Below are 21,829 nucleotides of genomic sequence, written 5' to 3' on the forward strand. Positions count from 1 at the left end.
ACGTCGAGGCAGTACGACGATCGGCCAGCCTACCCCGGCCCTCGTCTCAGCGGGTCACAGGGCGTTCTGCCGACAGGAGGAACACCACGGAACGGTCCTGTTCGGCCCAGGTGCGGGGGTCCAGGGCGACGGACTGGAGCAGCGCGCACTCGACGGCGTATCCGTGGTCGGTGAGGGCGCGGCCGATGGCCTCCGCCTCGTCGCGGGTGGAGGCGTGGCTGACGATCCGTTCGGGGCGGCGGTCGGCGACGGCTGCGACGACCTCGGCCCCGCCGCCGCCGACGCGGACGACGTCGGGCTCGGGCAGGTTCTCCAGTACGTGCGGTGCGCGCCCGGCGACGACCTGGAGCTGCACTCCGCGCTTGCGGGCGGCGGCAGTTGTGCGTTCGCAGGCGCGCGGGTCGGCGTCGACGGCGATGACGGCGGCGCCGAGGGCGGCGGCGTCGACGGCCACGCCGCCGGAGCCGGAGCCGATGTCCCAGACGAGGTCGCCGGTGCGCGGGCCGAGCCGGGCGAGCTGGGCGGCGCGCAGTTGCGCCGACTCGCCTTCGCCCGTGTCGGGCTGCGGGCGGGCCCAGCCGCGGTCGGTGGAGAGGGCGGTGCTCTGGCCGAGCAGCCAGCCCGGGTCGGCTGCCGGGGCCTGTCCGCCGCCGCCGATGACGATGACGACGTTCGGGTCGCGCCAGCTGTGGTCGGCGGCCTTGTCGGAGGTGAGGACGCTCACCTGCTCCCGGTCGGTGCCGAGTTCCTCGCAGACGACGAAGGTGCGGTGGACTCCGTCGAGGAGCAGCGCGAGTTCGGCGGGGCCGGCGCCGGGCGAGGTGAGGACGGCGACCTTGGCGTGGGCGCGGCAGACGTTGACGGCGCGGCGCAGGGTGCGGGGGTGGGCGACGACGACCTGGGCGTCGTCCCAGGGCATGCCGGCGCGGGCGAAGGCGGCGGCCACGGAGGAGACGGCCGGGACCACCTCGACCTCCAGGCCGTGCTCCGGGGCGCGCAGGGTGCGTACGACGCCGAAGAAGCCGGGGTCCCCGTCGGCGAAGACGACCGCGGTGCCGCGGTGGCCGGCGATGCGGCGGGCGGCGAGGCCGAGGCTGCCGAGGCGGATGCGTTCGGCGGTGGGCGGGACCTCGGGGAGCGCGAGGTGGTGTGCGGCGCCGGCCACGAGGGTGGCGGCGGAGAGCGCGGACCGGGCGGCCGCGGTCAGGGGCGAACCGTCCCAGCCGATCACCGTGACCCGGTCGGCCATCGTCGTCAGTCTCCTGGTGTGGGGGCGGGGCGAAGCTCGGTCGGGGCGGGCACGGTGAGACTACCCGGTCATAGGTTCAGTTCCAGTCGGCGCCGACGGTGCGGACGTGCGCGTCGGCGCGCTGTCCGAAGGCGGTGCTGCCCGCGTAGCCGTCGTAGGAGTCGTAGCCGTCGTATCCGTCGCCTTCGTCGAGGTCTTCGGGGACGAGGCTCCAGATGATGAGGTCGGTGCGGGTGTCGGTCCAGCCGCCGTCGGGGGTCTGCGTGCGCACTATCCACGCGTTGCGCAGGACGCCTTCGCTGATGCAGCCGATCTTCTGGGCCACCTGCTGGGAGGCGGTGTTGTCGGCGGCGGTGCGCAGTTCGAGGCGCTCGAACCCCTGGTCGCGGAAGAGCCATTGGGCGACGGCGAGGACGGATTCGCTGGCGTAGCCCTCGCCGCGGGCCCAGGGGGCGGTGACGTAGCCGACCTCGGTGGCGCGGGTGCGCCAGTTGGTGTTCTGGAGGTGGACGATGCCGACGAGGCGCTGGGTGAGGAACTCGGTGACGGCGAGGACGATGCCGCGGCCCTCGGTGCGTTCGGCGTGGGAGTCCCGGGTGGCCCAGCGGTGGGCGTCGGCCTGGGTGTAGGGGTGCGCCGCGGTGGTCCAGGCGGTGACGTGCTCGTCGTTCATCATCTCGGTGAGCGCGGTGACGTCCTCTTCCTCGAAGGGGCGCAGCACCAGCCGGTCCGTGCTGATGGTGACGTCCGGGAAGGTGGTAGTCATGCGCAGCTCCATGCCTGAGAACGTGGTGCGACCGTGGGGCGATGCGACCGTGGTGAGGGACCGTTCATGCGGGACCGCCTCTACGGGTCGTAGGCCACAGCATGCAGCATCGACCGGGGGATGTGCAGGGCCGGGTTGCCCGGAAGCGGGCAGAGCTCGGCCCCGCGCGCCGTCAGGGGCGTGCGGGGCCAAGATTCCTGACCGCGGGGCCGGGCCCTGGGGGCTGCCGGCCCGCCGGCTCAGGAGGCCGGGGTGCCGAAGGCCGGGATGACCGAGCCCTGGTACTTCTCCTCGATGAACTTCTTGACCTCGTCGGAGTTCAGGAGCTTGGCGAGCTTCTGGATCCGCGGGTCGTTCTGGTTGCCGTCCTTGACCGCGAGGAAGTTGGCGTAGGGGTTGCCCTCGGCCTTCTCCAGGATCAGCGCGTCCTTGGCGGGCGACAGCTTGGCCTCGATGGCGTAGTTGCCGTTGATGACGGCGGCGTCCACGTCGTTCAGGGCGCGCGGGACCGTGGCGGCCTCCAGCTCCTTGAACTCCAGGCCCTTCTTGTCGGTGATGTCGGACAGCTTGGCGCTGGTGCCGACACCCTCCTTGAGGGTGATCAGGTTGTTCGCGGCGAGCAGCTGGAGCGCGCGGCCCTCGTTGGTGGTGTCGTTGGGGACGGCTATGGTCTGGCCGGCCTTGATGTCGGAGATCGCCTTGACCTTCTTGGAGTAGAGGCCGAGGGGCTCCAGGTGCACGTTCACGACGGGCACGATGTGCGTGCCGTTCTTCTTGTTGAAGTCGTCGAGGTACGGCTTGTGCTGGAAGAAGTTGCCGTTGACCTGGCTCTGCTCGGTGGCGGTGTTCGGCAGGACGTAGTCCGTGAACTCCTTGACGTCGAGCTTGAGGCCTTCCTTCGCCGCGAGGTTGTCCTTGACGAAGTTGAGGATGTCGGCGTGCGGGCTCGGGGAGGCCGCGATGACGAGCGGCTTGCTCTCGTCGGCCTTGCCGCCGTCGGCCTTGGTGGAGGACGGGTCCGAGGAGCTGCCGCAGGCGGTGAGGCCGAGGGCGAGCGCGGTGGCCGTGGCGGCGAGGGCGGTGAGCTTGATGTTCTTACGCACGAAGAGTGCCTTTCTTGCTGAACAAGTACCGAGGACTTGCTGGTGGTGGCCCAAGCACGACAAGTGCGGGCTCTGTGGGGTGGGAAAGTCGGGGGGGGCGGCCGGTGGGGCCGGTCAGGCGGTGCGGCCGCGGCGGGCCAGGAGGCGGACGAAGCCGTCGCCGATCAGCTGGATCACCGTGACGAGGACGACCAGGACCGCGACGGTGGCGACCATGAAGCCGGTCTCGAAGCGCTGGAAGCCGTAGGTGATGGCCTTGGAGCCGAGTCCTTCGCCGCCGACGGCGCCGGCCATGGCCGAGTAGCCGACGAGGGTGATGACGGTGGTGGTGACACCGGCGACCAGCGAGGGCAGGGCCTGCGGCAGGAGCACCTTGCCGACGAGGGTGGGGACGCCGCCGCCCATGGACTCGACGGCCTCGATCAGGCCGTGGTCCACCTCGCGGACGGCCGTCTCGACGAGCCGGGCGAAGAAGGGGACGGCGCCGATGGCCAGCGGGACGATCATGGCGGTGGGGCCGATGAAGGTGCCGACGACCGCGGTGGTGACCGGGATCAGGAAGATCAGCAGGATGATGAACGGCAGCGAGCGGCCTAGGTTCACGATCACGCCGAGGACCTTGTTGAGCGGCTGGTTCTGCAGCAGGCCGCCCTTGTCGGTGAGCACGAGCAGGATGCCGATGGGCAGTCCGCCGAGCACGGTCACCAGGGTGGACCACAGCACCATGTAGAGGGTGTCGTACGTGCCCTGGGTGAGCAGGGGCTGCATCTCGGACCAGGTCACTTCGCACCATCCTTGACCAGCGCGGCCAGTTCGTCGTCGATCTCGCCGATCTGCTCGGCCTCGTCGATCACGTCGACCTGGAGGCCCTGCTCGCGCAGGAAGCCCACCGGGACGACGTTGTCCTCGTAGCGGCCGGGCAGTTCGATGCGCATGCGGCCGATGAGGCGGCCGGCGACGGTGTCCATCGCGGCGCCGAGGATCGAGATGTCGATGTTGTACGTGCGCGAGAGCTGCGAGATGACCGGCTGGGCGGCGGCCTCGCCGTGGAAGGTGACGTCGACGACCGTGCGGTCGGGGCCGGTGGCGGCGCCGGTGACCGGGAAGAGCTCGCCGGCGAGCTCGGAGCCGGGGGTGGCGAGCAGTTCGGCGACCGTGCCGGATTCGACGATGCGGCCGTTCTTCATCAGGGCGGCCGAGTCGCAGACGGTCTTGACCACGTCCATCTCGTGCGTGATGAGCAGCACGGTGAGGCCGAGCTGCTGGTTGAGGTCGCGCAGCAGCCCCAGGATGGAGCGGGTGGTCTCGGGGTCCAGGGCGCTGGTGGCCTCGTCGGAGAGCAGCACCTTGGGGTCGCCGGCCAGGGCGCGGGCGATGCCGACGCGCTGCTTCTGGCCGCCGGAGAGCTGGGTGGGGTAGGCCTTGGCCTTGTCGGCGAGGCCGACCAGGTCGAGGAGTTCGAGTGCCTTGCGGGAGCGCTCGCGGCCGGAGACGCCGAGGATTTCCAGGGGCAGTTCGACGTTGCCCTGGACGGTGCGCGAGGACAGCAGGTTGAAGTGCTGGAAGACCATGCCGATGCGGCTGCGGGCTTCGCGGAGCTCCTTGCCGGCGCGGCGGCCGCGGCCGGCGAGCGCGGTGAGGTCGACTCCGTCGACGCTCACGGTGCCGGTGGTGGGGCGCTCCAGCAGGTTCACGCAGCGGATCAGGGAGGACTTGCCGGCGCCGCTCTGGCCGATGACTCCGTAGACCTCGCCCTCGCGGACGTGGAGATCGACGCCGTCCAGGGCGGTGACCTCACGGCCACGGGACTGGTAGACCTTCGTGAGGCCCGATGTGGTGATCACAGGATTTCCGTCGCTGTCGAGTGCACGGCGCAGCGGGGTGCCGGCACGGGGCGAACATCTGGGGACGCGATACGGGACGAACCGTCAGAAAACGATGGCTTGGACGCATGCGCGGGGCAGGAGTGAGCCGTGCTGTTCATCAGCGGGTGACGCTCTGGCGCGGCTGGTCTCGCTTCGGGGCGCGAGGCTCAGGAAGGGGCCCTCAGAAGGCGCACATTCGACACATACAACGAGCACCGGGCGTCATCGTCGCCTCGGTCGCAAGGGTGCGGCTGCTCGTCGTGGTCATGGGCCCAAGTAAAGCAGACGTCCCCCCTGACCGATCAACGCTGTCCGGATAGCGGACGACTTCCGCCCGCATACCGGACGGCATCGCCCCCTGCCGGTCACCGCGCCAACACCCCTGACCTGGGCCGACGCGGCACGCGGCCCCCGTGCGCACGCAGCGGTCCGCGGCCCGGTGGGAGGGGGCGTTGTGGTCAAGACCACGGTCCGCACACCGCGCGGACGCGGGGGCGGGGGGCCGGCCGGAAGGGGCGCGCGCATCGGGTCTTTCGGCCCGTAATACCCTCGCTGCATGCTCGACGCCCTGACGGTCGCCATCGGCGTGGCCGCACTCGCCCTCGCCGCCTGGTGCGGCCACGCCGCATGGCGGGACCAGCCGACCAAGGACTGGCATTTCATCGGCATGGCCGTCGTGACCGTGCTGGTCCTGGCCCAGCTGGTGATCGGCCTGGTCAAGCTGGGGCAGGGCGAGAAGCCCGACGAGGGCACGGTGATCTTCGTGTCGTACCTGCTGGGCGCCTTCGCGGCGGTGCCGGCGGCCGGCATGCTCTCGCTGACCGAGCGGACCAGGTGGGGATCGGTGACGGTGGCCGCCGGCGCGGTCGTCCTCGCCGTCCTCGAAGTACGGCTCTACGACATCTGGGGAACCACCGGTGCCTGACGCTGAGACGAAGACCGTCACTCCCGCCGCGCGCAAGCGGCTGGTCTCCGGGCCCGGTCTGCTGCTGGTGTGGCTCTACGGGGTGATGGTGGTGGGCGCGGTCTCGCGCTCGGCCTTCCAGATCTCCACCGAGTTCGACAAGGCCCCGCTCGCCTACTCGCTGTCGGCGGTGGCGGCGCTGGCCTACGCGTTCATCACGTACTCGTTGGTGCGCGGCGGGGAGACGGCCCGCAAGGCGGCGCTGGTCTGCTGCGCCGCCGAGCTCGCCGGCGTACTGGCCGTGGGCACCTGGACCCTGGTGAATCCCGACGCCTTCCCCGACACGACCGTGTGGTCGGCCTTCGGGATGGGCTACCTGTTCATCCCGGTGATCCTGCCGATCACCGGGATGCTCTGGCTGCGCACGAAGCGCTGAACTGCCACGCGCTGAACCGCCACGCGCCGAACGGCTACGCGCTGACCGCGAAGTCGGTCGGGTCCTTGGCCTCCTTCTCCAGGATCACCAGCTGGACCCCGTCGGAAGCCGTGCGGCCGCCGACCTTGACGTAGCCGGCCTTGCGGTAGAGACGCAGGTTGGACTCGCTCTTGTGGCCGGTGTGCAGACGGAAGCGGGTGGTGGTGCCGGGGCTCGCGAGGGCCTCCTCGACCGCGCGCAGCAGGCGCGCGCCGAGCCCGTGGCCCTGCAGGCGCGGGTGGACGCACAGCTTGGCGATCTTGGCGGTGCCGTCCTCGTCCACGTTGCCGCGCACGGTGCCGACGATCTCGTCGCCGAGCCGGGCCACCAGGACGGTGTCCGTGGCGAGCTCCCCCTTGAGGGAGTCCAGGGACTGGGTGAGCGGCTGGATGAGGTAGTTGCCGTACAGCTCGGCCTCGCGCTGGAAGGCCAGGTACTGCAGTTTGAAGATCTGCTCAGCGTCCTCGGCAGCCGCCGCCGAAATGGTCACGCTCATGCCCATGTGCGCATGCCTCCAGCTCACCTGGTAGCCCGTTGGTCTACCGCTCCTTTCCCCGAAGGCCAGGAGCCGCAACCTCTGCAGCCAGCATTCTGCGCAGACATCCCAGGCAACGGGAACGGACGGGCCCCAAACTTCCTTGTGAGATACCCAACTCTCCTGCGATTTCACGGTAAGTGAGGTCTCTGGGCGAAAGAAATGCCTTCATCAGCTCCGGACAGCGTCCGGGCAACCGGGCGACCGCCGATCGGAGTGCGCGGTTCACCTCCCGGTCCAGAAGGGCGTCTTCCGGTTCGGCCCCCGCGGCCGGTTCGCGCCCGGCGGCCGGTTCGCCCCCCGCGCTGTCGCCGGCCGACGGGCCGTCGTACGGGATCTCCCGCCTGGCCCGGCGCCGGGCCAGGCGGGCCTCCGCCCGTACCGCCCGGCGCAGCCAGCGCGCCGGCTCCGCCGGCTCGGCCGGATCGGGGGCGCGCCGGCCGCTCTCCAGCAGCCTGACCCAGACGGCTTGTTCCAGGTCGGCGGCGTCCACCCCGGTGCCCGCGGCCTCCGCCGCCGCTTCCGCGGAGAGCAGCGGGCCGAGCTTCTCAAAGAGGTCAGCCTTCAGCAGGTCCATGCCGGGCGGGACGAGTGGGCCGGGCCCGGCGGTTTCCCCGCCGGGCCCGGCCCACTCGTTCGGGAAGCCGCGCTCAGCCGTTGACGGGGCGTCGGCCCGGGCGGAAGGCCTCGGCCGCGAGCAGTCCGGTGTCCGGGTTGTCGGTGAAGATCCCGTCGATGCCCTGTTCGAAGTAGGTCCGGAAGGCGGCGAGGGCATCGCCGTAGGCGGCCGGATCCGTGCCCTTGCGGTACTCGGCCGGCAGGAAGCTGTTCTCGTTGCGCGCGGTGTAGGGGTGCAGCACCAGTCCGCGCGCGTGCGCGTCCTTCACCAGGGTGGTCGGGGTCCCGAGCCGGCCGTCCGCCGTGCGCGGGAGGATCAGGTCCATGGTCGGGCCGATGCCCTGGGCGAAGCCGGAGATCCACTTCAGGCCCTCGGGCTTGACCAGGTCCGCGACCGTCCGCGGGTCCTTGGCCTGTTCGAAGTCCCACGGACGCGTGTTCGCGGCGGAGAGCAGCACGACGCGGGGTGCGGAGACCAGCCGGGAGAGCCGCTGGATGCTGGAGGGCTCGAAGGACTGGAGGAAGACGGCCGAATCGTGGCGGTCCCGCCCGTACCGGCGCAGCAGCTTGGCCAGGGGCTCCTCCAGGCCGAGGCCCAGCGCCCGGAAGTAGCTGGGGTGCTTGGTCTCCACGTGCAGCCACACCTGCTTGTCGCGGCGGCGGCCCTCCCGGTTGGCCCAGCGCAGGACCTCCTCGAAGGTGGGCACCGCCCACTGGCCGTCGTAGAGGGTGTTGCGCTGGCGGACGGCGGGGATGCGTTCCTTCGCGCGCAGGGTCTTCAGCTCGGCGAGGGTGAAGTCCTCGGTGAACCAGCCGGTGACGGAGACCCCGTCGACGGACTTGGTGGTGCGGCGCGCCGCGAACTCGGGGTGGTCGGCAACGTCCGTGGTGCCGCCGATCTCGTTCTCGTGGCGGCACACCAGATGCCCGTCCTTGGTGGGGACGAGGTCCTGCTCGATGACGTCGGCGCCCAGGTCGAGTGCCAGCTGGTAGGAGCCGAGCGTGTGCTCCGGCCGGTAGCCGCTGGCCCCGCGGTGGCCGATGACCGTCGGGTAGGGGAGGTCCCGGTACCCTCCGCCGCCGTGCCCGCCGCTCGCGGCGGACGCGGATCCCGCCGCGAGTCCGGTGATGCCGCCCCCGGCCGCCAGGACGGCCGCCCCCAGGACCGTGCGCCGCGCTGCCCCACCCTGTGTCATGAGTGCCACTCCTCGTCGTCGTGACGGGCGCGCGGTCCCGGGATCTCTGATGTCTCGGCAGCTCGCGGCCCGTGATCGGCGTGCCGATGGTAGGCAAAACGCGGTGGCCGGAGGGGGTGCGGCGACGGCACATCCGGGGAACTTGGCGGAAACGTGTGTCAACACTCCGTATCCGACACGTGAACCCGATGTGCGCTCGGACGTGACCCGCGAGTATCGTCCTCACCTGCACCACCGCCGTGTGGTGGGTGCCAGAACCGCTTTTCGATGCCGGAGGGCCCACGTTGTTCCGTACGCGCCTCATCAAAGCCACTGTCGGACCGATCATGCGCATGATGTTCCGCACCCGTGTGGAGGGCATCGAGAACATCCCCGGCGAAGGAGCGGTGATCCTGGCGGGCAACCACCTCACCTTCATCGACTCGATGATCCTTCCGCTGCTGTGCGACCGTACGGTCCACTTCATCGGCAAGGACGAGTACGTGACCGGCAAGGGCATCAAGGGCCGCGTCATGGCCTGGTTCTTCACCGGCTCCGGCATGATCCCCGTCGACCGTGACGGGGCCAACGGCGGAGTCGCGGCGCTGATGACCGGCCGCCGGATCCTCGAAGAGGGCAAGATCTTCGGCATCTACCCCGAGGGCACCCGCTCCCCCGACGGCCGGCTCTACCGCGGCCGCACCGGCATCGCCCGCCTGACCCTGATGACCGGGGCCCCCGTGGTGCCGTTCGCGGTGATCGGCACCGACAAGCTCCAGCCGGGCGGCGCCGGCATGCCGCGCCCGGGCCGGGTCACCGTCCGCTTCGGCGAGCCGATGGAGTTCTCCCGCTACGAGGGCATGGACCGCGACCGCTACGTGCTGCGCGCCGTCACCGACTCGGTGATGGCCGAGGTCATGCGGCTCTCGGGCCAGGAGTACGTGGACATGTACGCCACCAAGGCGAAGGCCGCGTAGCGGTCACTGCCTGCGCAGGGACCGGCTGACTCCCGCCGCCGTGGTGGTGGCGAGGATCCAGCCGGTCACGATCAGCAGGTACGACAACCACTGGTACCAGCCGCTCGGCGCGTAGGCGGACTCCTGCCCGAAGCCGATGATCGGCAGCATCAGGTCGATCGTGTAGAAGACCGCGTTGAAGTCCGGCGCCTCGCCCTGTTTGAGCGGGCGGGGCGGGGCGAGCGAGTAGGCGATCGTCCCGGTCAGCAGCAGCGCCAGCAGCCAGCCCGTGGCCCGCAGCGGCCGGAAGCCGTAGCCGACGGTGGCGTCCTGGAGGAGCCCCCACAGGCGCGTGTGCCTGGGCAGGGTGCGGCGGTGCCGGCGGAGCTTGGCGAGCTGGACGGTCCGGGCGGCCGCCTCGTCGCCCGCCGTGCGGTAGGCCGCGGCCAGCTGCTCGTAGGCGTACGGGAGGTAGCCCGACTCCTCGCGCTCCAGGACGGCCAGCCGCTGCTCGGCGGGCAGGTGCGGGCTCATCGCCCGGTAGCTGAGCCCGGCCAGTCGCACCATGTCCGGCCAGGTCTCGGGCTCTATGTGCAACAGGTCGAACTGGGAACGGCGCAGGTTGACCGTGCCCTGGATGGTGTCGCAGTTCCGCAGCCAGAACTCGCCGACGGTGCAGCTGCTGGCCCGCAGGGCCACGCCGCCGGGATTGACGAACCGGGCGTACGCGAAGTTGACCTGGCCCGGTACGCGGGACCCGGTGAGGTTGACCCGGCCGTGCAGCTCCGCGCGCATCGCCCGCAGGTCGGTGCCGACGGTCAGGGTCTCCGCGTGCAGGGCCGTGCCGCCGGGCACGTGGAGACGGGCGTGGTCCATGTTGATCTGACCTCCGACGACCGCGCCGTTGATACGCGTCTGGCCGTGTACGGTCAGCCCGGAGGCGATGACGTCGGTGCCGATGGTGGCATGGTTGAGCTGGAGCGCGGCTTCGCCGGCCAGTTCGCCCCCGACCGGGCCGATCACGGCGTCCTGGAGGAAGAGACCTCCGGATATCTGGGCCCCCGCCAGGCGCACCGGCCCGCTGATCCGGCAGCATGACAGCCGCAGCACGACCTCGATGCGGACGGTGGCCGCGGTCAGGCCCGGCAAGCAGGACTCGGTGAGGACGAGTGCGCGCAACCGCGCCCCGTAGAGCCCTGGTTTGCGTTCGAACCAGCAGCCGCGCATCCGCATCGGGACGTCGATCGCCGCGTACTTGAGGTCCAGTTTCCCGGTGACCTTGGCGCCCTTGATCTTGAGGCCGGCCACTTGGCCGGCCTCGCTGGGTCCGCTCAGCAGCAGCGCCATGAGCACCTCGGCACGCACGGTGCGCTCCGGCCCCCAGGAGGCTCCGTCGGCGGCTTCCTCGTCGGGAGCTTCGCGGAAGTCGACGCCCTCACCGCGCGGGAAGGCGTCCCAGATGCGGCGCTCGGCCGGGGTCAGGTCGTTGATCTCCATCGCCGGGATGGTGTCCCGCGGTTCGACGGACTGTCAACTCCGTTCGGGACACCACCCTCTGGCGGGACGTCAGTGCTCGATGCCGTCCTGGAGCCGCTGGCCCTTCAGCAGGAACCAGGCGGCCGCGGCGGTGGCCAGCAGCACGGCCGCACCGACGCCGGAGGCGAGGCGCAGGCCGTCCACGAAGGCGTCCTGGGCGGCGCCCACCATCTGCGTGGCGGTGGCCGGGTCCAGTGCCTTGGCGGCTTCGACGGCCCCGCCGAGGGATTCGTGCGCGGCGTCGGCCACCGGCTCCGCGACGCCGGCCGGGGCGGTGAAGCCCTGGTAGACGCCGGTGACGATGGAGCCGAGCAGGGCGATGCCGAGGGCGGCGCCGAGTTCGTACGCGGTCTCGGAGACGGCGGAGGCCGAACCGGCCTGCTCCTTGGGCACGCTGGAGAGGATGACGTCGGCGGTGACGGTGAAGGAGAAGCCTGCGCCGAGGCCGACGACGAGCAGGGCCGCGCCGAGCACCGGGTAGCCGCTCTCCTTGTGGATCACGGTCAGGACGGCCAGGGCCAGGCCGATGGCGGCGAGGCCGCCGGCCACGATGGACCGTACGGAGTACCTGCGGGCGTACCTGCCCGCGATCAGGCCGGTGACCACCGCGCCGACGGCGGCGGGCAGTTCGGCGAGGCCGGCCTCCAGCGGGCCGCGGCCCTGTACGAGCTGGAGGAACTGCGAGAGGAAGAAGACCAGTCCGGAGAGGCCGAAGACGGTGAGCAGGTCGGCGAGGACCGCGCCGGAGAAGCCGCGGTGCTTGAAGAGCCGCATGTCGAGCAGCGGGGACGGCAGGGTGAACTGGCGGCGGACGAAGGCGTACAGGGCGCCCGCGCCGAGCCCGGCGGTGGCCACGACCTCCCAGGTCAGGCCGTGGGTGGCGACTTCCTTGACGGCGTAGACCACGCTGATGACGCCGACGAGGGAGAGGCCGACGCTGACCAGGTCCCAGGGCCCGGCGACCGGGTTCTTGGACTCGGGCAGCAGCTTGATGCCGACGAGGACCAGGGCGATCATCACGGGGAGGTTGATGAGGAAGACCGAGCCCCACCAGAAGTGCTGGAGCAGGGCTCCGCCGACGACGGGGCCGATGGCCGCGCCGGCCGAGGCGGTGGCGCCCCAGATGCCGATGGCGAGGCTGCGCTCCTTGGGGTCGTGGAAGATGTTGCGGATCAGCGCGAGGGTGGACGGCATCAGGGTGGCGCCGGCCACGCCGAGCAGGGCCCGGGCGACGATCATCATCTCGGCGCTGGTGGCGTAGGCGTTCAGGACCGAGACGGCGCCGAAGGCGGTGGCGCCGACGAGGAGCAGCTTCTTTCGGCCGATGCGGTCGCCGAGGCTGCCCATCGACACCAGGAGTCCGGCGATGACGAAGGAGTAGATGTCGCCTATCCACAGCAACTGGGTGCCGGACGGCTTGAGGTCCTCGCTGAGCGAGGGGGTGGCGAGGCCGAGTACGGTGGCGTCCACCGCGACCAGCAGCACGGCCAGGACGAGCACCGAGAGCGCGAGCCAGCGTCCCTTGCTCTTCCCCTCCGTCCCCGTCTGCCTGGTCAGCTGTTCGGTACGGCTCATTTCTCCACACTCCGTCTGGCGCCACCGAGCAGCAGCTCGATGATCATGTACTGAAAGTCCTTGGCGGCGACCCGGCCGTCCATGACGGCCCAGGCGCAACTGCCGATGAGGCCGTAGAGGGCCTCGGTGAGCCATGCGGGGCTCAGGTCGATCCGGATGTCGCCCTCTTCCTGGCCGCGCCGGAACAGGGCGGTGACGCGGGCGTCGAGCCGGGACCATCCCTCGTTGACCTGGTCGCCTTCGAACAGCTGGTTCTCGGTGACGAGGAAGGCCAGCAGTTCGGCGTTGGGCTCGGCCTCGGCGACGAGGCGTCTGAGCGCCTCCACGGCCGTTCCCTCGTCGAGGCGGGCGTTGTCGAAGGCGACCTCGAACTCCCGGATGCCGAGCTCTTCGAGGGCCCGTACGAGGGCGTCGCGCCCGGCGAAGTGCCGGTGCAGGGTCGCGCGCCCGATTCCGGCGGCGCGGGCGACCTCGTCCATCGTGGCGGTCGATTTGCGGGAGAGCAGGGCGGCCGCGTCGCGGAGCACCTGGTCACGATCCATGGCCATGAGACAAGCATACCCCAAATGAGACGTCCATGTCTCATTCGGCTCGAAAATGAGCTGCCGGAAGGCGGCCGGAACGGAATCCTGCCTCGATGAAGCCACTGCTGTTGATCGATGTCGACGGACCGCTGAACCCCTACGCGGCCAAGGCCCAGCGCCGCCCCGAGGGTTACACCACCCACCGGATGCGGCCGACGGGCTGGCGGCGGGCGGAGAGCGCGAAGCCGCTGCGGGTCTGGCTGAATCCCGCCCACGGGGAGGAACTGCTCGCGCTGGCGGAGGCGTACGAGCTGGTGTGGGCCACCACCTGGAAGGACGAGGCGAACGACTGGATAGGCCCCCACCTCGGCCTGCCCCGGCTCCCCTTCATCGACTGGCCGTCGATGCACGGCCGGGCGCCGCGCGGCACCTTCTGGAAGACCCAGTACATCCTCGACTACGCGGGCGAGCGGCCCTTCGCGTGGATCGACGACGACATCGGGGCCATGGACCGCGAGTACGTCGAGCGGTACCACCCGGCGCACGCGCTGCTTCTGCGGATCGACGAGCGGATCGGACTGGTCCGCGAGGACTTCGACACCCTGGCCGCATGGGCGGCACCGCGGCCGACTGAACACTCGCAGTGATTCGATCATCACTACCCGTGCTCACCGGGCTGATGCGGACTGTGATCATTTGGAGTGACCGTGCCCCCGGGAGCCTTCCCCCGCCGGCCCGGGACCCGGGAGTCTGCTCTCCAGTGAGCCCTTACCCGGGGCGGGTTCACCTGCACTGATTCCGTCTTCGGCAGGGAGAGAACCATGAACGCATCACGAAAGCTGGCCTTCGGCGCCGCTGCGCTGGCACTGACGGTCGGCGGCGTCGTCGCCGTGTCCTCCGCGTCGGCGGAGCCGAGTCAGGCCCGACAGGCCGCGGCCGTCACCACGGCCTGGGCCAAGATCTCCGCGAGCGGACAGTTCCAGGGCGCGCAGGGCATCACCGGGACCGTCAACCACTTCGGCAACGGCCGCTACAACATCACCACGACGTCCAACATCAACAACTGCGCCCTCCTGGGCACCGTCAACACCAACGGCGGCAACGATCCCGGGCCGGGCAGCTCGTCCATCCTGGTCGGCCAGGTGAACGCGAACACGATCTTCGTCCGCACCGCGACCCCGTCCTCGGGCGGCAACGCCGCCGTCGACAGCGACCGGCCGTTCTCGATCAGCGTCGTCTGCTACTAGCAACGCCGAAGGGGCGGGGGAGCCCATCCGCTCCCCCGCCCCCGGCCACGCTCGGGACTACTGCTTGTGGACCGCCCAGGCGTGCTGGATGACCAGGTCGGCCTTCAGTTCGGTCAGCTGGACCGCGACCGCCGAAGGGGCGGTGCCGCCGCGGCCGTTGCGGGAGGCGAGGGCGCCCTTGACGTTGAGGACGGTGCGGACCTCGGGGGTCAGGTGCTCCGAGATCTTCGCGAACTGCTCGTCCGTGAGCTCGTCCAGCTCGATGTCGAGCGCCTCGCACTCCTTGACGCACTCGCCGGCGACCTCGTGCGCCACCCGGAACGGCACGCCCTGCTTGACCAGCCACTCCGCGATGTCGGTGGCGAGCGAGAAGCCCGCCGGGGCCAGCTCCTCCATCCGCTCCCGGTTGACCGTGAGGGTGGCCATCATGCCGGTGAAGGCCGGCAGCAGGACTTCGAGGGTGTCGCAGGAGTCGAAGACCGGCTCCTTGTCCTCCTGGAGGTCCCGGTTGTACGCCAGGGGGAGCGCCTTGAGCGTGGCGAGCAGACCGGTCAGGTTGCCGATGAGGCGGCCCGACTTGCCGCGCGCCAGCTCCGCGATGTCCGGGTTCTTCTTCTGCGGCATGATCGACGAGCCGGTGGAGAAGGCGTCGTGCAGGGTCACGAAGGAGAACTCCTTCGTGTTCCAGATGATGATCTCCTCCGCGATCCGGGACAGGTTGATCCCGATCATCGCGGTGACGAAGGCGAACTCGGCGACGAAGTCGCGCGAGGCCGTGCCGTCGATGGAGTTGCCGACCGAGCCCCGCTCGAAGCCCAGGTCGGCGGCGACCGCCTCCGGGTCCAGGCCCAGCGAGGAGCCGGCCAGCGCCCCCGATCCGTACGGGGAGACCGCGGTCCGGGTGTCCCACTGCCGCAGCCGCTCCGCGTCCCGGGACAGGGACTGCACGTGGGCCAGTACGTGGTGGGCGAAGAGCACCGGCTGCGCGTGCTGGAGGTGGGTCCGGCCCGGCATGGCCACGTCGTGGTGGGTCTCGGCGAGGCCGACCAGCGCGTCCTGGAGGTCCGCGATCAGACCGCCGATGATCCGGGCGTGGTCGCGCAGGTACATCCGGAAGAGGGTGGCCACCTGGTCGTTGCGGGAGCGCCCGGCGCGCAGCTTGCCGCCGAGGTCGGCGCCGAGCCGCTCCAGCAGGCCCCGCTCCAGGGCGGTGTGCACGTCCTCGTCGGCGATGGTGCCGGTGAAGGAGCCGTCGGCCACGTCGGCCTCCAGCCGGTCCAGTCCGGCGATCATGCGGTCGAGCTCTTCGGCCGTGAGCAGGCCCGCCTTGTGGAGCACGCGGGCGTGGGCGCGCGAGCCGGCGATGTCGTAGGGCGCGAGGCGCCAGTCGAAGTGGACCGACGCGGACAGCTTCGCGAGGGCCTCGGCGGGACCGTCGGCGAACCGGCCGCCCCAGAGCCGGACGTCACCGTTGTTGCTGCTCACAGCTACTGCTCCTCAAGACTGCATGGCATGTACGGCATGCTTCTGGATGTGAAACCGCCTCCCCGCCGCGGAGGAAACGGGGAGGCGGTCACGTACTGCTGATCGGTCAGGCGAGGTCGCGCCGCGCCGCGATCTTCGAGGAGAGGCCGAAGATCTCGATGAAGCCCTGTGCCTTGGACTGGTCGAAGGTGTCGCCCGAGTCGTAGGTCGCGAGGTTGAAGTCGTAGAGCGACTCGTCCGACTTCCGGCCGGTGACGACGGCGCGGCCGCCGTGCAGCGTCATCCGGATGTCACCGGTGACGTGCTGGTTGGCCTCGTTGATGAAGCCGTCCAGCGCCCGCTTGAGCGGGGAGAACCACAGGCCGTCGTAGACCATCTCGCCCCAGCGCTGCTCGACCTGCCGCTTGTAGCGGGCCAGCTCGCGCTCGACGGTGACGTTCTCCAGCTCCTGGTGCGCGGTGATCAGCGCGATCGCGCCGGGGGCCTCGTACACCTCACGGGACTTGATGCCCACGAGACGGTCCTCGACGATGTCGATCCGGCCGATGCCCTGGGCGCCGGCGCGGTCGTTGAGCTGCTGGATCGCCTGGAGCACGGTGACGGGCTTGCCGTCGATGGCGACCGGGACGCCCTCCTTGAAGGAGATGACGACCTCGTCGGCCTCGCGCGGCAGCGCCGGGTTCGAGGTGTACTCGTAGATGTCCTCGATCGGGGCGTTCCAGATGTCCTCCAGGAAGCCCGTCTCGACGGCGCGTCCGAAGACGTTCTGGTCGATGGAGTACGGGGACTTCTTGGTGGTCGCGATCGGGAGCTGCTTCTCCTCGCAGAAGGCGATCGCCTTGTCGCGGGTCATCGCGTAGTCACGGACCGGGGCGATGCACTTGAGGTCCGGGGCGAGGGCGACGATGCCCGCCTCGAAGCGGACCTGGTCGTTGCCCTTGCCGGTGCAGCCGTGGGCGACGGTCGTGGCGCCGTGCTTCTTGGCCGCGGCGACCAGGTGCTTGACGATGGCCGGCCGGGAGAGCGCCGAGACCAGCGGGTACCGGTCCATGTAGAGGGCGTTCGCCTTGATCGCCGGGAGGCAGTACTCGTTGGCGAACTCGTCGGAGGCGTCGGCGACCTCGGCCTCGACCGCACCGCAGTCGAGCGCGCGCTTGCGGATGACGTCCAGGTCCTCGCCGCCCTGGCCGACGTCCACGGCAACGGCGATGACCTCGGCGCCCGTCTCCTCGGCGATCCAGCCGATGGCGACGGAGGTGTCCAGGCCGCCCGAGTAGGCGAGTACGACGCGCTCGGTCACGGGTTTCTCCTTACGGTGCATTCAACGACAGGCATAACTATGCACTACTCCGTATGTTTCGTCAATCGACTCCACCGCAAGTCCCCTGACCTGGGCGAATATGGGGCGCGCCACCATCCGGCCACCGCTTAGGCTCGCCGGGTACGCGGAAACAGGGGGAGGGCACATGGGCGCCTGGGAACGACAGGACGCGAAGGACGGGCGGGCCGCCGCGGCGGGACTGCTCGGCGGCAGGCGCGTCGGGATCGGCGGAATCCGCCTCCCCGACCGGCCGGCGGCCTGGATCGCCTTCGACGAAGAGGTCCGGGGAGCCCGCGCCCACGGCACCGCGCTGCCGTGCTTCGACCGCCCCGAGACCCGCCTGTGCCACCGCGACGGACGGGTCCGCGAGGCCGCGCTCGACGAGCCGGACCCGGCGCTCCCGCTCGTCGCGATCCGCTGTGCCGACTGGGTCCCGGCGGTGCGCAAACGCGCCCGCCGGATCCTCGGCGAGGCCCTGGCCGCCGACCCCGCGCGGACGCTGACCGACCTGACCCCGCTGGTCCTGCGGCTGGGACGGCGGGAGCAGGGCGCCTGGGCGCTGGAGCGGTTCGAGGCCGCCCTGCGCGCCGAGGACCCCGTCCTCGCCCCGTGGTGGCGGCCGGCCCGGCCCGCGACCTGGTGGCGGGCCGAGCGGCCCGCGCACACCCGCACCGGCGAGCAGCCCGACACCGTACTGGCGTGGCTGCGGTGGAACCCGGACCTGGAGACCCGGCGCTTCGCCACCCGGATCACCCTCGACGGCGGGCAGCTCGGCGTACGGGAACTGGCCCGGCGGGCCGCCGTCGAGCAGGACCCGGTGACGAGCACGCTGTGGACCGAGGCCGCGCTGGCGGCGCTGGCCGCCGGGGGTTCGGGCGACGGGACTCCGGGCGACGCGCCGGACGGGGCCGACGCGGACGCGAACGCAGATACGACCGCGGCCGTCGACGCCCTGCTGGGCGGGCACCTCCCGATGGTCCGGGCCGCCGGGGTCACCGCCCTGCGCCGGGCCGGGCGGGCCGCCGAGGCCGTGCACCACCTCACCGACCGCTCCGGAACGGTCCGGGCCTGCGCCCGCTGGCTCCTGCGCCAGGGCGGGGGCGATCCGTACGCGCACCTCCGCGCGCTGGTCGAGGACCCGGACCGGATCGACCGGTACGCCGTGACCGGCTTCGCCGAGTGCGCCGGCCGCGCGGACGCCCCGCTGCTGCGCGCCCTGCTGGACCACCCCGCCGGGGCGGTCCGGGCGGCGGCCGTCGCGGGGCTGCGCCACCTGGACGTCACCGACCTCGGGCTGCTGCGGCCGCTGCTGGACGACCCTTCGCCGAGCGTGGCCCGGGAGGCCTCCCTCAGCCTGCGCGCCTCGGCGGGGCAGCTGCCCGCCGACTGGCTGCTGGCCCGCATCGCCCCCGGCCGGCCGCGTCACACCCGCCTGGCGGCGTACCGCGTGCTGCACGCCCGGGGCGGCGTGCCCGGACTGCGGGCCTCCGTGGAACTGCTGACGGACGGGGACGCGGGGTTGCGCGTGCTCGCCGGGCAACGCCTCGAGAGCCTGTGGTCCCCCTACCGGCCGCCCGCCCTGCCGATCGGCGATCCGGAGGTCGGCGCCCTGCTGGACCGGTGCACGGGGGTGTTCGGCGAGTACGTCCTGCGGCAGATGCGCGAACGGCTCGGGCTCCCCCGCGCCGGAACGACGACGGAAGGATACTGATCGACATGGGAAAGCTCTACGAACGCATAGACGGCCGCCTGCGCGCGTTCATCGAGGCGCAGCCGGTCTTCTTCACCGCGACCGCCCCGCTGGCGGGTGACGGTCACGTCAACCTGTCGCCCAAGGGCCGCGCCGGGACCCTCGTGGTCATCGACGAACAGACCCTCGCCTACCTGGACTTCGGCGGCAGTGGCGCCGAGACCCTCGCGCACGTCCGCGAGAACGGCCGGATCACCCTCATGTGGTGCGCCTTCAGCGGCCCGCCGAACATCGTGCGCATCCACGGCGACGGCGAGGCGGTCTTCCGCGACGATCCCCGCTGGGGCGAGCTGATCCCCCTCTTCGGCAACGCCGACGGGCCGTCCGCGCGGGCGATCGTCCTCGTCCACGCCCGCCGGATCGCCGACACGTGCGGGTACGCCGTCCCCTTCATGGAGTACGAGGGCGAGCGCACCCTCCACGCGGAGTACTTCGGCCGCAAGACGGACGAGGAGTTCGCCGCGTACTGCGAGAAGAAGGAGTTCATCGAGACGAGCCTCGACGGCCTGCCTGCGCTGCCTCTGCCCCTTCCGCCCCGTACCGTCTGACATGTGCTGCGTACCGCTCTCGTCACCGGTTCACTGATCGTCAGCAGCCTGCTCCCGCAGGCCCCCGCGCCCCTGCCGTCCCGGCTCGCCGACACCGGCGGCGGCAGTCAGCTGATCATCGCCGTCGCGCCCGCGCCCGGGTCCACCACCGGCCGGCTGACCTGGTGGGACCGGTGGTCCGGGGGCTGGCACGAGGCGGGGAGCGCACCCGCCCGCTTCGGGTCGAACGGCCTCACCGAGGGCGCGACCCGGACGCAGGGCACCAGCACCACGCCGACGGGCCTGTACGAACTGCCGTACGCCTTCGGGATCCGGCGGGCGCCGGCCGGCACGGAGGTCCGCTACCGGCGGGTGCGGGGCGACTCCTGGTGGTGCCAGGACAACGCGTCCGCCCACTACAACCGCTGGGTGGAGCCGCTGCCCGCGGACTGCGCGCCGGGCGAGGCCGAGCACCTGGTGACGTACGAGAAGCAGTACGCGCACGCGCTGCTCATCGCCTTCAACTACGAGCGGCCCGTGCGCGGCCGGGGCGCGGGGATCTTCCTGCACGTCAACGGCAAGGGAGCGACGGCCGGTTGCGTGTCCGTGCCCGAGCGGGCCATGCGGGAGATCCTGCGCTGGGCGAATCCGCGCCGGCGCCCGCACATCGCGATCGGCACGCAGGACGGGCCGCTCTCCGTCACCCGCTACTAGATCCTCAGGTCTCGGGCTCGTCCTCGTCGGTGGCCCGGTACTCGTAGGCGTCCTCCCACCAGACCTTGTCGTCCAGCCACTCGCCGTCCTCGTCGTCCTCGTCCTCGTCGTCCGCCACGACGATCTGGTCGACGCCGCGCCACGTGAAGTGGTCGGCGCTGCTCCGCAGCACGTCGAGGCGTTGCTGTTCGTCCAGCGCCGCGAAGGCCGGGTGCGGTTCGGCGCGGATCAGGTCACCCAGCGGGTCGCCGCACTCCGTCCGGGCCCGGACCTTCCGGTGCGCCTTCTCGGCGCCCAGCAGCGCGAGCAGGCCGAGGCCGGCCACCACGGCGCAGGCCCATTCCCGTACGCCGTGCGGGCGCTCGGCGACCAGCAGTACGCTCGCGAGGCACCAGAAGAACATCGTCAGGACGATGCCCACGCAGCCGCAGCAGGCCGGCAGGCGGTTTCCCTCGCCGTCCGGCATCTTCGGGAGTTCGGGCAGCAGGTCGGCCCGTTCGGCCCCGTACGCGCCGCACCGCCGCCGGTACTCCTCGTCGGACCAGGCGATCCAGCCGAGGGACACGGGCTGGGGATCGTGCCGGCGCAGGGCGTCCAACAGGGCTGCGGGCAGCGGGTGGGCGGGCGGGCGGGTGTGGTCGCGGCCCTCCTCGGTCAGGAACGCCGCTCCTTCCCCGTCGATCCCGAGGTACCCGTCGAGGACGAGTTCGGCGGCCGCCGCCTCGGTCGCCTCGCCCCGCAACACGGCTGCGTGGTACGGCTCCGGGCGGACGGCTGCGACGAGCCGGAGGATCTCGCGGCGGATCCGGGCCCGGCGCCGCCACCGCAGGGCGAGGGGCCCGTACACGGCGGCGGTCACGAGGGACACGGATATCGCGAGGACGTAGCGGAGCACGCCCCGAGGCTATGACGGCGGGTCCGGATCCGGCACCGGATTTCCGGCGCCCCGGACCGCCCCGCTCAGCCCTCCTTCTGCGCCAGCCGCAGGAGGTGGTCGGCGAGGGCCTGGCCGCCCGCCGGGTCGCGGCTGATCAGCATCAGGGTGTCGTCGCCCGCGATCGTGCCGAGGATCGCGCGGAGTTCGGCCTGGTCGATCGCCGAGGCGAGGAACTGCGCCGCACCCGGCGGGGTGCGCAGGACCACGAGGTTCGCGGAGGCCTCCGCCGAGATCAGCAGCTCCCCGGAGAGGCGCCGCATGCGCTCCTCCTTCGCGGACTCGCCGAGCGGTGCCTGCGGGGTGCGGAAGCCGCCCTCGCTGGGCACCGCGTAGATCAGCTCACCGCCGGTGTTGCGGATCTTCACCGCGCCCAGCTCGTCGAGGTCGCGGGAGAGCGTCGCCTGGGTGACGCTCAGCCCGTCGTCGGCGAGCAGCTTGGCCAGCTGGCTCTGGGAGCGGACCGGCTGCCGGTTGAGGATGTCCACGATCCGGCGGTGGCGCGCGGTGCGGGTCTGCGGGACGGCCTGTCCGACGTGCTCGTTGTCCTGCGCCTGGCTCATCGTCGTC

General features: G+C 71.4%; 23 protein-coding genes. 8 read left to right on the forward strand and 15 right to left on the reverse strand.

The window, feature by feature from the left end:
- Positions 1–46: 46 nt before the first annotated feature.
- The 5 genes from cbiE to ACFYZ4_RS30850 form a co-directional block, all read right to left on the reverse strand.
- Entirely contained in the window at positions 47–1,249 is a 1,203-nt protein-coding gene (cbiE, locus tag ACFYZ4_RS30830) for a precorrin-6y C5,15-methyltransferase (decarboxylating) subunit CbiE (protein ID WP_351289608.1), read from the reverse strand.
- A 76-nt stretch (positions 1,250–1,325) separates the two neighbouring features.
- On the reverse strand, positions 1,326–2,015 hold the full coding sequence (locus tag ACFYZ4_RS30835) for a GNAT family N-acetyltransferase (protein ID WP_351289606.1): 690 nt from the start codon (positions 2,013–2,015) through the stop codon (positions 1,326–1,328).
- 239 nt (positions 2,016–2,254) lie between these two features.
- Positions 2,255–3,118: a MetQ/NlpA family ABC transporter substrate-binding protein gene (locus ACFYZ4_RS30840; RefSeq protein ID WP_390785364.1), complete on the reverse strand. Its 864-nt coding sequence runs from the start codon at positions 3,116–3,118 to the stop codon at positions 2,255–2,257.
- A gap of 114 nt (positions 3,119–3,232) precedes the next feature.
- Positions 3,233–3,901 (reverse strand): methionine ABC transporter permease, encoded by a 669-nt coding sequence (locus ACFYZ4_RS30845; RefSeq protein WP_351289602.1) that lies wholly within the window; start codon positions 3,899–3,901, stop codon positions 3,233–3,235.
- Complete coding sequence (locus tag ACFYZ4_RS30850; RefSeq protein ID WP_351289600.1) at positions 3,898–4,962, reverse strand: ATP-binding cassette domain-containing protein; 1,065 nt, start codon at positions 4,960–4,962, stop codon at positions 3,898–3,900. The genes ACFYZ4_RS30845 and ACFYZ4_RS30850 overlap by 4 nt, the downstream gene beginning before the upstream one ends.
- A gap of 577 nt (positions 4,963–5,539) precedes the next feature.
- Between ACFYZ4_RS30850 and ACFYZ4_RS30855 the strand changes: the two genes are divergently transcribed.
- On the forward strand, positions 5,540–5,908 hold the full coding sequence (locus ACFYZ4_RS30855; protein WP_351289598.1) for a hypothetical protein: 369 nt from the start codon (positions 5,540–5,542) through the stop codon (positions 5,906–5,908).
- Positions 5,901–6,323, forward strand: coding sequence for a hypothetical protein (locus ACFYZ4_RS30860; RefSeq protein WP_390785365.1), 423 nt, complete (start codon positions 5,901–5,903; stop codon positions 6,321–6,323). The genes ACFYZ4_RS30855 and ACFYZ4_RS30860 overlap by 8 nt, the downstream gene beginning before the upstream one ends.
- A 34-nt stretch (positions 6,324–6,357) precedes the next feature.
- Here the strand turns inward: ACFYZ4_RS30860 and ACFYZ4_RS30865 are convergent, their stop codons facing one another.
- The 3 genes from ACFYZ4_RS30865 to ACFYZ4_RS30875 all read right to left on the reverse strand — a co-directional run bounded on the left by ACFYZ4_RS30865 (position 6,358) and on the right by ACFYZ4_RS30875 (position 8,711).
- Positions 6,358–6,864 carry a GNAT family N-acetyltransferase gene (locus tag ACFYZ4_RS30865; RefSeq protein ID WP_351289594.1) on the reverse strand — a complete coding sequence of 169 codons (507 nt, stop codon included), beginning with the start codon at positions 6,862–6,864 and terminating at the stop codon, positions 6,358–6,360.
- A gap of 37 nt (positions 6,865–6,901) precedes the next feature.
- Positions 6,902–7,474, reverse strand: coding sequence for an RNA polymerase sigma factor (locus ACFYZ4_RS30870; RefSeq protein WP_384347094.1), 573 nt, complete (start codon positions 7,472–7,474; stop codon positions 6,902–6,904).
- A 73-nt stretch (positions 7,475–7,547) separates the two neighbouring features.
- Positions 7,548–8,711, reverse strand: a complete 1,164-nt coding sequence (locus ACFYZ4_RS30875; protein ID WP_390785366.1) for a glycerophosphodiester phosphodiesterase — start codon at positions 8,709–8,711, stop codon at positions 7,548–7,550.
- A 326-nt stretch (positions 8,712–9,037) separates the two neighbouring features.
- On the opposite strand from ACFYZ4_RS30875, the gene ACFYZ4_RS30880 reads away from it, so the two are divergent.
- A complete protein-coding gene (locus ACFYZ4_RS30880) occupies positions 9,038–9,667 on the forward strand; it encodes a lysophospholipid acyltransferase family protein (RefSeq protein WP_351298005.1) in 630 nt (209 codons plus the stop codon).
- Between the two features lie 3 nt (positions 9,668–9,670).
- Here ACFYZ4_RS30880 and ACFYZ4_RS30885 read toward each other — a convergent pair whose 3' ends face one another.
- The 3 genes from ACFYZ4_RS30885 to ACFYZ4_RS30895 form a co-directional block, all read right to left on the reverse strand.
- On the reverse strand, positions 9,671–11,143 hold the full coding sequence (locus ACFYZ4_RS30885; RefSeq protein ID WP_390785367.1) for a membrane-associated oxidoreductase: 1,473 nt from the start codon (positions 11,141–11,143) through the stop codon (positions 9,671–9,673).
- Positions 11,144–11,212: 69 nt separating this feature from the next.
- Positions 11,213–12,757 carry an MFS transporter gene (locus ACFYZ4_RS30890; protein WP_390785368.1) on the reverse strand — a complete coding sequence of 515 codons (1,545 nt, stop codon included), beginning with the start codon at positions 12,755–12,757 and terminating at the stop codon, positions 11,213–11,215.
- The gene (locus ACFYZ4_RS30895; protein WP_351298014.1) at positions 12,754–13,305 is read right to left on the reverse strand and encodes a helix-turn-helix domain-containing protein; all 552 of its coding nucleotides are present in this window, start codon (positions 13,303–13,305) and stop codon (positions 12,754–12,756) included. Before ACFYZ4_RS30895 ends, ACFYZ4_RS30890 begins: the two co-directional genes overlap by 4 nt.
- Positions 13,306–13,394: 89 nt before the next feature.
- On the opposite strand from ACFYZ4_RS30895, the gene ACFYZ4_RS30900 reads away from it, so the two are divergent.
- Both ACFYZ4_RS30900 and ACFYZ4_RS30905 read left to right on the forward strand, forming a co-directional pair.
- Positions 13,395–13,928 carry an HAD domain-containing protein gene (locus ACFYZ4_RS30900; RefSeq protein WP_390785369.1) on the forward strand — a complete coding sequence of 178 codons (534 nt, stop codon included), beginning with the start codon at positions 13,395–13,397 and terminating at the stop codon, positions 13,926–13,928.
- Positions 13,929–14,102: 174 nt separating this feature from the next.
- Positions 14,103–14,528 carry a hypothetical protein gene (locus ACFYZ4_RS30905; RefSeq protein WP_351298021.1) on the forward strand — a complete coding sequence of 142 codons (426 nt, stop codon included), beginning with the start codon at positions 14,103–14,105 and terminating at the stop codon, positions 14,526–14,528.
- Positions 14,529–14,585: 57 nt separating this feature from the next.
- Here ACFYZ4_RS30905 and argH read toward each other — a convergent pair whose 3' ends face one another.
- Together argH and ACFYZ4_RS30915 are read right to left on the reverse strand one after the other, a co-directional pair.
- Entirely contained in the window at positions 14,586–16,013 is a 1,428-nt protein-coding gene (gene argH, locus ACFYZ4_RS30910) for an argininosuccinate lyase (RefSeq protein WP_351593998.1), read from the reverse strand.
- Positions 16,014–16,119: 106 nt separating this feature from the next.
- Positions 16,120–17,313 carry an argininosuccinate synthase gene (locus ACFYZ4_RS30915; protein ID WP_030009472.1) on the reverse strand — a complete coding sequence of 398 codons (1,194 nt, stop codon included), beginning with the start codon at positions 17,311–17,313 and terminating at the stop codon, positions 16,120–16,122.
- 166 nt (positions 17,314–17,479) lie between these two features.
- Here ACFYZ4_RS30915 and ACFYZ4_RS30920 point away from each other — a divergent pair, with 166 nt between their 5' ends.
- The 3 genes from ACFYZ4_RS30920 to ACFYZ4_RS30930 are packed head-to-tail and all read left to right on the forward strand — an operon-like array spanning position 17,480 to position 20,325.
- Complete coding sequence (locus tag ACFYZ4_RS30920) at positions 17,480–19,045, forward strand: hypothetical protein (RefSeq protein ID WP_390785370.1); 1,566 nt, start codon at positions 17,480–17,482, stop codon at positions 19,043–19,045.
- Positions 19,046–19,050: 5 nt separating this feature from the next.
- The gene (locus ACFYZ4_RS30925; protein WP_390785371.1) at positions 19,051–19,632 is read left to right on the forward strand and encodes a pyridoxamine 5'-phosphate oxidase family protein; all 582 of its coding nucleotides are present in this window, start codon (positions 19,051–19,053) and stop codon (positions 19,630–19,632) included.
- A gap of 6 nt (positions 19,633–19,638) precedes the next feature.
- Positions 19,639–20,325, forward strand: coding sequence for a L,D-transpeptidase (locus ACFYZ4_RS30930; RefSeq protein WP_390785398.1), 687 nt, complete (start codon positions 19,639–19,641; stop codon positions 20,323–20,325).
- Positions 20,326–20,329: 4 nt separating this feature from the next.
- On the opposite strand, the gene ACFYZ4_RS30935 is transcribed toward ACFYZ4_RS30930, so the two are convergent.
- Both ACFYZ4_RS30935 and ACFYZ4_RS30940 read right to left on the reverse strand, forming a co-directional pair.
- On the reverse strand, positions 20,330–21,220 hold the full coding sequence (locus tag ACFYZ4_RS30935; RefSeq protein ID WP_390785372.1) for a hypothetical protein: 891 nt from the start codon (positions 21,218–21,220) through the stop codon (positions 20,330–20,332).
- A gap of 65 nt (positions 21,221–21,285) precedes the next feature.
- Positions 21,286–21,822: an arginine repressor gene (locus ACFYZ4_RS30940; protein ID WP_351298036.1), complete on the reverse strand. Its 537-nt coding sequence runs from the start codon at positions 21,820–21,822 to the stop codon at positions 21,286–21,288.
- Positions 21,823–21,829: the final 7 nt, after the last annotated feature.

Origin of the sequence: Streptomyces sp. NPDC001513 (assembly GCF_042894695.1) — a bacterium.
In the GTDB taxonomy this organism is placed as follows: domain Bacteria; phylum Actinomycetota; class Actinomycetes; order Streptomycetales; family Streptomycetaceae; genus Streptomyces.

Coding starts and splice junctions, on each gene's coding strand:
- cbiE (WP_351289608.1), bottom strand. CDS start 1,249: ATGGCCGACCGGGTCACGGTGATCGGCTGGGACGGTTCGCCCCTGACC.
- ACFYZ4_RS30835 (WP_351289606.1), bottom strand. CDS start 2,015: ATGACTACCACCTTCCCGGACGTCACCATCAGCACGGACCGGCTGGTG.
- ACFYZ4_RS30855 (WP_351289598.1), top strand. CDS start 5,540: ATGCTCGACGCCCTGACGGTCGCCATCGGCGTGGCCGCACTCGCCCTC.
- ACFYZ4_RS30865 (WP_351289594.1), bottom strand. CDS start 6,864: ATGGGCATGAGCGTGACCATTTCGGCGGCGGCTGCCGAGGACGCTGAG.
- ACFYZ4_RS30870 (WP_384347094.1), bottom strand. CDS start 7,474: ATGGACCTGCTGAAGGCTGACCTCTTTGAGAAGCTCGGCCCGCTGCTC.
- ACFYZ4_RS30875 (WP_390785366.1), bottom strand. CDS start 8,711: ATGACACAGGGTGGGGCAGCGCGGCGCACGGTCCTGGGGGCGGCCGTC.
- ACFYZ4_RS30880 (WP_351298005.1), top strand. CDS start 9,038: ATGCGCATGATGTTCCGCACCCGTGTGGAGGGCATCGAGAACATCCCC.
- ACFYZ4_RS30885 (WP_390785367.1), bottom strand. CDS start 11,143: ATGGAGATCAACGACCTGACCCCGGCCGAGCGCCGCATCTGGGACGCC.
- ACFYZ4_RS30890 (WP_390785368.1), bottom strand. CDS start 12,757: ATGAGCCGTACCGAACAGCTGACCAGGCAGACGGGGACGGAGGGGAAG.
- ACFYZ4_RS30895 (WP_351298014.1), bottom strand. CDS start 13,305: ATGGCCATGGATCGTGACCAGGTGCTCCGCGACGCGGCCGCCCTGCTC.
- ACFYZ4_RS30900 (WP_390785369.1), top strand. CDS start 13,395: ATGAAGCCACTGCTGTTGATCGATGTCGACGGACCGCTGAACCCCTAC.
- ACFYZ4_RS30905 (WP_351298021.1), top strand. CDS start 14,103: ATGAACGCATCACGAAAGCTGGCCTTCGGCGCCGCTGCGCTGGCACTG.
- ACFYZ4_RS30920 (WP_390785370.1), top strand. CDS start 17,480: ATGGGCGCCTGGGAACGACAGGACGCGAAGGACGGGCGGGCCGCCGCG.
- ACFYZ4_RS30925 (WP_390785371.1), top strand. CDS start 19,051: ATGGGAAAGCTCTACGAACGCATAGACGGCCGCCTGCGCGCGTTCATC.
- ACFYZ4_RS30940 (WP_351298036.1), bottom strand. CDS start 21,822: ATGAGCCAGGCGCAGGACAACGAGCACGTCGGACAGGCCGTCCCGCAG.